Origin of the sequence: Microcoleus sp. B13-B6 (assembly GCF_036705405.1) — a bacterium.
Classification (GTDB): Bacteria; Cyanobacteriota; Cyanobacteriia; order Cyanobacteriales; family Microcoleaceae; genus Microcoleus.
Genome location: NZ_JAUBUJ010000183.1, coordinates 1 through 8,531 on the forward strand (window position 1 = coordinate 1; position 8,531 = coordinate 8,531).

General features: G+C 44.8%; 8 protein-coding genes and 1 pseudogene. All 9 read right to left on the bottom strand.

All coding sequences use genetic code 11. The features are described from left to right. Window positions 1-69 precede the first annotated feature (69 nt). Window positions 70-534: pseudogene (locus tag QUB35_RS37750) on the bottom strand (reverse transcriptase N-terminal domain-containing protein); the annotation flags it as partial. Between the two features lie 690 nt (window positions 535-1,224). Then, window positions 1,225-2,871, bottom strand: a complete 1,647-nt coding sequence (gene ltrA / locus QUB35_RS37755; protein ID WP_333148036.1) for a group II intron reverse transcriptase/maturase — start codon at window positions 2,869-2,871, stop codon at window positions 1,225-1,227. A 588-nt stretch (window positions 2,872-3,459) separates the two neighbouring features. Beyond that, complete coding sequence (locus QUB35_RS37760) at window positions 3,460-4,494, bottom strand: transposase (protein WP_333148038.1); 1,035 nt, start codon at window positions 4,492-4,494, stop codon at window positions 3,460-3,462. 226 nt (window positions 4,495-4,720) lie between these two features. Continuing rightward, window positions 4,721-6,352 carry a hypothetical protein gene (locus tag QUB35_RS37765; protein WP_333148040.1) on the bottom strand — a complete coding sequence of 544 codons (1,632 nt, stop codon included), beginning with the start codon at window positions 6,350-6,352 and terminating at the stop codon, window positions 4,721-4,723. A 4-nt stretch (window positions 6,353-6,356) separates the two neighbouring features. After that, window positions 6,357-6,818 (bottom strand): hypothetical protein, encoded by a 462-nt coding sequence (locus QUB35_RS37770; protein WP_333148042.1) that lies wholly within the window; start codon window positions 6,816-6,818, stop codon window positions 6,357-6,359. Window positions 6,819-6,820: 2 nt separating this feature from the next. Then, the gene (locus QUB35_RS37775; RefSeq protein ID WP_333148044.1) at window positions 6,821-7,600 is read right to left on the bottom strand and encodes a hypothetical protein; all 780 of its coding nucleotides are present in this window, start codon (window positions 7,598-7,600) and stop codon (window positions 6,821-6,823) included. Between the two features lie 50 nt (window positions 7,601-7,650). After that, complete coding sequence (locus QUB35_RS37780) at window positions 7,651-7,857, bottom strand: hypothetical protein (RefSeq protein ID WP_333148046.1); 207 nt, start codon at window positions 7,855-7,857, stop codon at window positions 7,651-7,653. Between the two features lie 5 nt (window positions 7,858-7,862). Then, entirely contained in the window at window positions 7,863-8,111 is a 249-nt protein-coding gene (locus QUB35_RS37785) for a hypothetical protein (RefSeq protein WP_333148048.1), read from the bottom strand. A gap of 18 nt (window positions 8,112-8,129) precedes the next feature. Further along, entirely contained in the window at window positions 8,130-8,432 is a 303-nt protein-coding gene (locus QUB35_RS37790; RefSeq protein WP_333148051.1) for a hypothetical protein, read from the bottom strand. Window positions 8,433-8,531: the final 99 nt, after the last annotated feature.

The window sequence follows — 8,531 nt, forward strand, 5'->3', positions numbered from 1 at the left end:
AGGTTCTTATGTTACTTGCGGGTAATCCTCTACCCATTTCAGGGCTAGTTTCTACCCAACGAATCGCACTCCTGGTCTGAAACCGTAACTGTTTGGCTCGAATTTTGCCTCCCACTCCGGTTCTAACGCTAACTTAACTAACGCTTGCAAAGCGCGGTCTTCAATTGTAGGTATTCCCAATGGTCGCTTTTCGTCACTACCGGGTTTTGGAATCATTACCCTACGAGTAGGTTTAGCTTTCCCAGTAATTCTCAACCGTTTTACCAATTTAGTTCGTTGTACAGGAGAGAGGGATTTTACCCCATCAACCCCGGCAGTTCCCTTTCCTTGGTTATCTTGAGTTACCCTACGCACCGCGATACACTTTGCAGACCAAGACCTAATTAGGGTCTTTTGAAGTTTGCGAACTGCTTTGACATCACCACGTTCACTCGCTTGATAGATTCGTTTTTGCAACTTGAAAGTCACCCGTTCTAACTTTTGCCAGTTCAGGTCTTTCCATTCCACCGTCAGATTGTTCTGCGTATTAGACATATATATTGTTACTTGGACTCTATCTTTGGAATTACCGTGTATCCGTCAGCATATCCTCATCATTACAGTGAGGCATTTGCTTCTGATACAATCCTGCTCCTAATTACCTTTCGTTAGCTACTTACTGGTTATCGACCGTACCAGAGATAATTAAGGGTTACTTCGTTCCGATTACACATTTGTTTGAGTCTTTAGCTGTGATGCTATCCACCGGGTTTCTGGGCGGTGCTTATAAGTCGGAAGTAAAACCGCTTATGCCCTATCCTTGCCTTTTGGCTTGGTGTTAACCAGCTTTTACCGTATTTTAACGGGTTTACGCCTTGGTTCATTCAGTTACACCATCCGATGTTACGATGGTTCAAACACATCTTCGCTTTCGCTACGCATTGACTCTTGCTCGACAGGTATCTAGGCTGACTCCTGATAGTTCTGCCTTTTTATCCCCGCTTTAACCTATTAGTTGCTACCTAATAAATTAGGGGATATGCTTCCACCGCTGCACTTGCGGGATAAGACTTGGCTCACGGAGCCTCACTTACAGATGTAATCAGTTGTCGCTAACTGCCTGAGCAGCTAGGCTAACCGTCCCATAAGGTTTTATCCTTATTTGTCGGGTAAGGTTCGAGCGTTGCCACTCTCCCCTCCCCTAAGAACCGTACATGAGACTTTCGCACTCATACGGCTCAAGCCTTACTTCAAGCGAGATTTGACTTGGATTTTGTGTATCTGTTTATGACACGCAGAGTGCAGGTGCTGAAGGTTTCCCATGTCGTCTGTTCCACCTTCTGCCACAGATACTATGTGATGGGTTTCGATTTCCTCTCCGTTGAATAAGAGTTCGCCACATTCTGAACATTTCCAGTTCTGGTTTTCTGCTATCTTATATAGCTTGGAGCTTTTTTCAAAGCGAGATTTACCATGCTTCTGGTGGCGCTTTTCCCAGTATTCTTTTAGTGAGGGGTCATCGGGACTTGCGTCACCCTTGACCTTTATATGGCGTTCAATGGCTGTATATGCTATCTGGTAAAGGACAAGTTCTTTATCCTTCCCTCGGCGGTCGCTTGTAGTTCCGGCGAACATCCATTTATTGCCTTTAATGGTTTTGAAGTAGCGCTTTCTTACCCATTTAGTGCCTTTGTTGGGGTGTCTACGCTTTGCCCAACGCCAAAGATATTGCCATACTCGGTGTGAGATATAGCCGAAGGTTTCTTTGCTTACTACACCTTTGTAGTAGTTCGCAAAACCCCTGAGAATAGGATTCAGCTTTTTGATGAGGACTTCCTGTTCTGCACCATTCAGGCTCTTAACCTCTTCACCAATCCTTTTGCAGAAGGCAAGAACCTTCTTTTTGGAGGGTTTGATTAGAAGTTTTCCATCGTAGTGTCGAGAATTAAACCCTAGAAAATCAAAGCCATCTTCCATTGACGTGATTAGCGTCTTCTCAGAGCTGAATTCAAGACCTCGTTCAGACAACCATGCTTTAATCAGGTTTTGTGCGACTGTGAGATTTTCTTTGTCTCTAGCCGTTACGATGAAATCATCGGCGTAACGCACCACACCAAGCTTAGGATTAGTGGCTTTGATATAATGTTCTAAGCCATGCAAACCAATATTGGCTAATAGAGGTGAAATCACCCCGCCTTGTGGTGTGCCTTGTTCGGTTTGATTAAGATTCCCTTGGTATACAAAACCTGCTTTTAACCATCCTTTGATGAGTTCTCTTTTTGGGAAATTGCCCATCGTGTTCAGGATAGATTCATGGGCGATGTTGTCAAAGAAGCCTTTGATATCAGCCTCTAGAACCCAGTTGTGCCATCTTGATAGCAGATTGAAACCTTGTTCTATTGCATCAAGACAGCTTCTTCCCGGGCGGAAACCATAGGAATTTTGCTCAAATATGGCTTCCCATTCTGGTTCGAGTGAATTCTTTACTATTGCCTGTTCGATTCTGTCACGCACGGTCGGGATACCGAGCGGTCGTTTTTTGCCGTTAGGCTTGGGTATTTCTACCCTTCGTGTTGGTTTGAGGTTTCCCCCTTCCCAATTATTTACCAGAATCACCCTTTGCTCTGGGGTATTGACGATTTCTTTGTCAATGCCAGCCGTTGCTTTACCTTGGTTGGTTTGAGTGATACGTCGAACTGACAGTAGTAGATTGGCGTAGCTACGAAGCATCAGCTTCTGTAAGCTTCTTAGCTTACGGAAGTCACCAAGCCTTCTCGCACGAAAGATTCTTTGACGCAGGTTTCTAATGGCTTTGTTAATTTTTCTCCAGTTGACCTGGTTCCAGTTCTCTAGCCTTTTCTTTAGTCCGTTTGTTGTCATTGCTGACACCATCTAACTTGTCCTCAGATTTGATTCCTTTGTGAGAGTTTCTCTCGTATAAGACCCAGAAGAAGTCTGCTTTCCTTTCGGTCAGAGGTGATGTTCCAACCTCTATCCATCCCATTACAGGCTGGCGTTCGCTTTTTCTTCCATCCTTTACCCAACAGAGTGTTCTGTCCTTGTTACCTTAGACTTACTAAGAGGATTCGACCTCTCTTAGACTCTGTGGGGCTTACCCTGTTGTGTCGTTTAGTTTTTCTATCCCCCTTTAGGTGCTATCTATTCTGCGGTGGAGATGCCTGTTCACACAATTTATAGAAACCTAAACTATAAATCCTGTCCACTTACCTTTTGGTCAGAGCCTGTCAGCCTGATTTGGCTCCTTTTCGTATAACGCAGTTTAAAATGATAGTTCACTTGCGTTCACCATTGGAGGATTCCCCCTTGCACGCTTACCGCTTTAGGCTAGCAGTTTCAGTTACTTTCGTGGTCTGCATTCCATCTCGTTCATTGCTTACTTGAGGCGTGACCGGGCTTCAAATGAAGTCTTTTACGTGGGAGTAGCGGGTGTGAATCCGCTAGGGAAGTGGGCTTCCCATACTAAACAACCTTTTCAGGTCGCGCTAGGATATACGCAATCGCACTCACTCGACATCGACGCATCATTCCCAAAATATTCAAGTCCTCCAGAGCAATCGCGTCAACGTTACGGAAAACTATTTTATTGGCAACCTTCCAGTGGTAAGCTTGACGCTTATCGCTAATCTTCTGGTGGAAAAATCCTAGTTTTTTAGCTGCTTTCTTGCGGTTTTTACTACCCTTTGTTTTTCGGCTAACCCGCCTCTGCCTAATTTTTAGAGTGCGCTTAGCTTTTTTTGTGGTTGAAAACTTGGGATTTTGAATTTGAGTTCCATCTGAGAGATGAACTAATTTTGTAAGTCCCAGGTCGCAGCCAATTACTTTAACGACATCCTTAAGAGATTTTGTCGTGTAATCGGGGACAGACTTATCCTCAATGCGAACGGAGACATACCAGCCATTTTGTCGCTTCCTTACCGTACACGCTTTAACGGTAAATCCGTTGGGAATTGGGCGCGAGTTGTAAAAACGCATCCAACCTAACTTTGGTAAGTAGATTTTGCTGCCTTGTATTTTTACTCCCATTACGAATGTGAAGGAAGTAAAGTTGCTGCGGTTTTTGAATTTAGGAAAGCCACGTCCCTCGAAAAAATTCTTATAGGCAGTGTCCAGTCGTTTGATGTTTTGCTGTAAAACTGTCGAGTCTATCCCGGCAAACCACGGCCTAGCTGCTTTTAATTCAGGCAATGCGGTAATTTGAATGTCGCCTGGGTTGCGTCGAGGGTTTTTAACTTTCCCCTCTTTGTCTGTTTTTCCTATTTTCCAGGGTTCCCCCGTGGCACCATTTTTGCTGACACAACTGGTCAATGGACAGGCTTCACCTTGCGTCCTGATGTCGCAATAGTTGCCTTGAATGAATTGTTGACTGTATTGAGTAATTCTGTCATTAAGACACCAGTTAAAGTGGCTTCGCAGCATATCTACCCAATTGGACATTTTTAATTCTTGTGTTTTATTTGGTCGCAACTTGTAGACATAGTTTGTTAACAAGTTCAACTACTCCTTTTTTGGGGCTACTGTTAGTATACAGTGAAATGCTTGCGTGTTTGTATCTTTTACATTTCTTGAACAAAGAGGGCTTAAGGCTTATACTTTTACTTGCAAAGCCGTCCTATAATAACGGGGTTTTAAACCCATTTCTTTGATAAGCTTCTTCTCCAAGATTGCTGGTATTCTCTACCTAAGAGCGCGGCATCATTGACTTTGGGATTTGCGATCGCTCTCAGGAATTGGCATCTTTTGCTTTCTGGAACGCTTTACTTCCCGTGCTGCAATCCTTATCCTGCAACACTTCACTAGCTTCATCTCCTACTTTGTCCGCTTCATCAGGGAGTGAAGTAGCAGTATCCTCCCGTGCAGTAACTTCATCCGCCTGCCAGGATTCTAGGAGCCGCTTCTTGGCTAGTTCCCACAGTTCTTGAGAGTCTTCAGCTTCTTGATTCGGAGCCAAATCAGTTGCTTGGGATGTTTCAATATTTACGGGAGTTTCTGTAGTTGATGAGTGCTTAGGAAGTTCTCGTTTCCATTTGCTCAAGTCGGGTACAACAGCGGGGAATTCGCCTAACTCGCAGCTAATCCATGCCGCTCTATTTCCCAACGATTCCAAGTAATCTCGCACTTGTTGGTACTTGGCGTATTGCTCGGAATCCTTGGGGAATTTGTTGCGATAACTTTCACATTCTTCTACTGCAAACTTGCCCATGTAAATGCTACAGAAACACTCCGCTAAATCTGATTCTCCCTCCAATCCCCAAGTGACAACTTGTCTACCCTGCGCTAAAGCAAAGATGCGGATGTTGGTTTCCCTGGCTAAAGTAATCATTTCACCCATAATTTGCTTGGCACTAAGAGAAATAATCTGTTTGGTTTTGCGCTCGACAATCGCTCTCACATTACGCGAAATTGCTTTCCATTCATCAACCGCTACATTCCAAATGGGTGAATCAATCCCCTTTGCCATTAATGCTGTACGCCGCACTCTTTCACTTTGCAGTGCTTCCAAAGAGGAACGGATAGCTTTGTAATCTTCAGGCACTCCTATTACATCCAAGCCAAGCCATTGATGCGGCCACCGTTTGACTGTAATTACCGACTGCTTTTGGGATGGCATCACATCCATCAGCCAATCAAATAGCGTAGTTTTTCCGCATCGGGTAGCTGCAACTCCTCTAATGTGAGGAAACATCTCAGGAGTCTCCCTAAACTGCTTCCAATCAAAAAATTTCACTCCTAATTTGGGAGTTACTGGCAGTTCTACACCCAATAATTGATTGTTATTTGGGGCGGATGCTGTGTTTGATAGGAGTTCCGCATTTTCAAGTTCATCGGACTTTGATTCCATTGGAGCGGGCAAAGATGCGGGCAAAGATTGGGGAGTAGCCGTGGTTAGAGCCTCCAACAGTTCGGGGTTCTTCTCTAAATAAAGCGTGTTGTAGCCGTCGTAGAGTTCGCGCTTGAAGTCCTTCACTCTCAAGTCAGCAGCAATCGCTGTTTTCTGGATTTCTTCCTCATCCAAAATATTGCTTGTAGTTGCCTCTAATTGCTTCTGCCGTGCCTCAAATATCGCAGCCTCTTCCTCGTTCTTTCTCTGCTTCACCGATGCTGCACCCGATGTGAAATAACCCGCACCAAAGCTCACCGCACCAATTACACCAGATGCAGTACGCAGCAGCCCCCAGCCTTGGTGTATACTCACAAACTTAGCATTCTTGGGATACTGGGAACCCGTTACCACAACAGGCGTACAGGGGTTTGTAGCTCCATTGCAGTAGCTAACGTGCTTGTCAAAGTACCCGAACAAGCTAAAGCCGCTACATCCGATACCCACAATCAAAGAAGCAATGGCGCTTTTCATTTAGTCACCTCCGCCACAGTGTGACCAACAAAAGCAAGGCCACCGATACACCCACAATCACGACAAGCTGCCACACTGGGATGAAGCCAAAGCCTACACTTAAAGGCATATTGGCTAGCAGCCATGCTACATCCCAAAATGCAGCAATAGTTCCGACAATCACTACCAATCCGCTAATCCGCCTCATGGATAGTAAATAAGAGGTTGGGTTTTTCGGTTTTACGGAGAACAGGAACCCGGCTACTAAAATCACTGCGACGAGCATTACAGGAGCGCTGAGAACCCTCGAAACGTGAGCAATGGATAGGCCAACCGCAAACCAAAATCCTTGACCGCAGAAGCTGTTTAGGTTTTTGAGAAACCTCAATTGGTCTGATTCTTCTAGGTTGGGGAGTTGTGGTTGTTGTGAAGGTGGAGAGACAGGGGGATTTTGAGGTTTGGGGATGAGAAATGGTGGTAACTGCATGGCTACTTCCCAGAGAAATAATCAAAGGCTTTACCGCCCCATTTTTTGAGCCAACCGCTTGCCTTGGTAGCGTTATTGCTAGCGTTATTGCTAGCGTTATTGCTAGCGCTGCTGGCAGGACTCAATTGCGGGCTACTCGATGATGGCAAACCGTATTTCCCGCGAGTACCGTAAGCGATTAAATCTTGAATCCTTTGTTTCTCTGCCTTTTGGGCTTCTTGATCTTCTTGTCGCAACGAGAAAAGTGCTGCTTCTTGTTCTGGCTTTTGGGAGAGTACCGCTTTTCTGCGGATTAATCTGTTAGCCACGATTTGAAGAGAAATCTCAAGGTCGTATTCCGCTAAATCGCCGTAATCGATAACTTCTTGGTCGAGAAGTCTGACGCCAACATCCGAATCTTTAGCTAGCTTTTTGGTATTGGCCTGCCAACCTTTCCATGCCAAGAATACGTCGAGCGTGGCTCGATCGATCTTCTCCATGCCCTTAGCACCAGCTTTGACGCATCGGGCTACAAACTCGTTGTATTTGACAACACCATCAATATAATCGTTGACGTGTTTTTCTAACTTGTCGAGGTTGTCAATCAGAAACTTGATTTCTTCAACAGAATCTACGAATGCCCCCAATTCTTCCTCGGACATCCCCGCAAAAGCTGAGGGGTCAAAACCGTAGTATCCCTGAAAAGAAGTCAACATTTCAGGTGCGCTATCAAATGCTTTGACTTTCCCGACTAGGGCTGGGGCGATGGCTCCACCGCCTGTGTATTTGACAATTGCACTCATGGTTTGTCTCCTTTAATTAATTCTGAGCTATGTAGTTGATTTAGCATTGATTACTTCCCCCCAAGTGACGGTGCAAATTGATAGTTGTGATTCGTGCTGTTGTCGATATTCTGGTCGCCTTGAACTACCGTGGGTGGTAAATCTTTTACGGCTTGCCGATAACCGTTGTGGTAGACATATTGACCTGCGTAAACCAGCATAGCGGGAATGGCTGCAAACAGGAGCGACGCATAAATTGACAAGAGTTTATCTGACATAGTTGTTACCTCGAAGTTTCCTTGGGACTGAATGAAATGTAAACCTGTCCTTGACTGCTACATTTAATATGAGCCGGAATGTAACCCAAAATCTGACAGATTCCATCCCAAAATATCTCTTTACAAATCAGGTAGTTGTCGGGGATTTGTCCTTTACGGTACACAGCCCATGCCATGTCTACAGATTTGATAATTGCTTCGGGTGCTGGGTCTAATTCCACTAACTGCTTTACTCTTTCTAATTCGCTGCTCATTTCTTGTGACCTCATTAACTACGATTCTTCCAAGAAGTTGATATTGATAGCATCGCGTCGTTTCCACCACGTCGTTAATCTACTTATCCAGCCTTTTCTATTACCTCGCTCCTCATCTTCACTTTCAGGCTCATCCTCATCCTCATCCTCATCCTCATCTTCTGCGACTGGTGGACTGTGCCAATTGCAGTTAGGTCTGTCTATCCAGTAGGGATAAACATAAACTGGCTTGCCATTTACCCTATCGACAAGATTAATTCCTGCCACATTGCATTCAGCGTAGAATTCGTCTTCTTCTGTAAGCGTTGCAGGAGCTAGCAATCTTTGATAGTCCTTGTTTGTGCAGGGTAAACGCATCTTAACTGGAACCCAAAATATGCTACAGTTAAATCCGACTAAATTTCAATGTAGTTTGTTGTA

Excerpts from the sequence above, each read along its gene's own strand:
- QUB35_RS37770 (WP_333148042.1), bottom strand. The coding sequence starts at position 6,818 with ATGCAGTTACCACCATTTCTCATCCCCAAACCTCAAAATCCCCCTGTC.
- QUB35_RS37785 (WP_333148048.1), bottom strand. The coding sequence starts at position 8,111 with ATGAGCAGCGAATTAGAAAGAGTAAAGCAGTTAGTGGAATTAGACCCA.
- QUB35_RS37765 (WP_333148040.1), bottom strand. The coding sequence starts at position 6,352 with ATGAAAAGCGCCATTGCTTCTTTGATTGTGGGTATCGGATGTAGCGGC.
- QUB35_RS37775 (WP_333148044.1), bottom strand. The coding sequence starts at position 7,600 with ATGAGTGCAATTGTCAAATACACAGGCGGTGGAGCCATCGCCCCAGCC.
- ltrA (WP_333148036.1), bottom strand. The coding sequence starts at position 2,871 with ATGGTGTCAGCAATGACAACAAACGGACTAAAGAAAAGGCTAGAGAAC.
- QUB35_RS37780 (WP_333148046.1), bottom strand. The coding sequence starts at position 7,857 with ATGTCAGATAAACTCTTGTCAATTTATGCGTCGCTCCTGTTTGCAGCC.